This window comes from Maribacter sp., assembly GCF_049667165.1.
Classification (GTDB): Bacteria; Bacteroidota; Bacteroidia; order Flavobacteriales; family Flavobacteriaceae; genus Maribacter_A.
This window is the reverse complement of sequence record NZ_JBATHS010000166.1, coordinates 1-1,916: the sequence shown is the minus strand read 5'-3', so window position 1 is coordinate 1,916 and position 1,916 is coordinate 1. Positions and strand designations below refer to the sequence as shown.

General features: G+C 39.5%; 3 protein-coding genes. All 3 read left to right on the top strand.

The window, feature by feature from the left end; translation table 11 throughout:
• A partial coding sequence (locus WBM98_RS08620) for a sensor histidine kinase (RefSeq protein ID WP_424365616.1) occupies positions 1 to 748 on the top strand: 748 nt, incomplete at its 5' end.
• Complete coding sequence (locus WBM98_RS08615) at positions 738 to 1,376, top strand: response regulator (RefSeq protein ID WP_424365615.1); 639 nt, start codon at positions 738 to 740, stop codon at positions 1,374 to 1,376. The genes WBM98_RS08620 and WBM98_RS08615, both read left to right, overlap by 11 nt.
• Positions 1,377 to 1,600: 224 nt before the next feature.
• Positions 1,601 to 1,916: T9SS type A sorting domain-containing protein (locus WBM98_RS08610; RefSeq protein WP_424365614.1), on the top strand; the 316-nt coding region annotated here is incomplete at its 3' end.

Sequence of the window (1,916 nt, the reverse complement as noted above, 5' to 3'; positions counted from 1 at the left end):
ATACAGTATCATGACCGGAATCGCTATAATCTTATTGGTTAGCTCTCTGATGGGCTGGTTCCTGTATCAACAACGCCAAAAAAGGAAGAACCAACAAATCTTGACCCTCAAAAGAGAACAGCAAGTTAAAACCTTGGAGTCACTGATGGAAGGGGAAGAAAAGGAACGTTATAGAATCGCCAAGGATCTACACGATGGTGTCAATGGGGATCTTTCGGCCATAAAGTATAAACTTACAGCGATGGTGGATCACAATGCCACGGTGGTAAATGAGGTGGTTGAGATGCTTGATCGCTCTTCAGCCCAGGTACGAGCTATTTCACATAATCTCGTACCGCCGGCATTGGAAAAATTCAATCTTGTAGCTGCCCTTGAGGACTATACCATTACAATGAACGATATACATGATCCCGAAATTGGTTTTCAACATTTAGGAGACCCCTTAAACCTGTCAAAGAATAATGAGATAGTTATGTATCGTATTGTCCAGGAGCTGGTCAACAATAGTGTCAAGCATGCGAAAGCCTCTGAAATCAATATCCAACTCAGTCATCGAGAAGCTTCCCTTCAAATTACAGTCGAAGATAATGGGAAAGGATTTGACCGGAATAAAAAAGGTGGTGGCATTGGGCTACAAAATATTGAGTCTAGAGTGGCTTATCTGAATGGACATATGGATTTTGTTTCGAACGAAAAAGGAACCTCTTATACTGTTGAAATCGATTTGAAAAAATTAAATGAGAACTAAAATTGCCATAACTGATGACCATGCATTGGTCCTAAGGGGAATCCGGGCCATGCTGTCGGATACCCCAGAGTTAGAAGTAGTGGGCACCTACGAAAACGCAGAGCAAACCTTGGAACATCTTAAAAAAGACGATCCCGATATTCTGCTACTGGATATCAACTTGCCTGACATGGATGGTATTACCCTTTGTAAAAAACTAATAAAGGAGCATCCAAACCTTAAAATATTGGCACTGACCAACTTTGAGGAAATCTCATTTGTAAAAAAAATGCTGGGCCATGGAGCTAGTGGGTATTTAATGAAGAACACCCAAAAATCCGAATTGATCGAGGCCTTGAAAACGGTATTGGAAGGTGGGCAATACCTTCAAAAGAATATCGAAAAAAAATTGCTCAACCATGCACTTGGTCAACGAAATGCGAAAAAGTTCATGCCCAAACTCACCCGCAGGGAACAAGAGGTGTTGGAGGCCATTGCCGAGGAATTAACTACCCAAGAAATATCAGAAAAACTCTTTATCAGTGTAAAAACGGTAGAAACACACCGCATGAATCTAATGAGCAAACTGGGAGCCAGAAATAGTGTTGGTATTATTAAGAATGCAATTGAAAAAGGACTGATCAACTAATCTTCAGTGACTATTATGAATCAAAGGTGGTATTATACAGTATCACTAACTTTTCCCCGAGATATGGATTTGGGCACAGGCAATAACTGGTTAGAGGCGCATTAAGCTTATATAAAAAGCTGTTAAGTTAAAACTTAGCTAAAATAAAGGCATATCATCCAAATCATATACTATACAATGGTCATAGGGCGTTGAAGATAGACTAGCCTTAATGGTTGATTGATATGAAAAGGGCGATTTCAATTTTAGCATTGATGTTTTTCTGCGCTGTCGGATCTGGCCAAGTGAATTCTGATTCTTTAGCAAGTCAAGAAAACCAAGCGATTCAAAAGATCAAGGTTTTTCCCAATCCGGCGACCAATGTGGTCAATATTCTAGGACTTATAAATAGTACTAAAGCAGATATCCTGATTTCTGATGTATACGGAAACGCCCTATTAAAACATCAGTGGCATATTAAAAATAATGCCATTAACATTCCTATTGCGACTTTAGAACCAGGAATTTATATGGTGACAATACTATCCCAAGAGCAAAAAG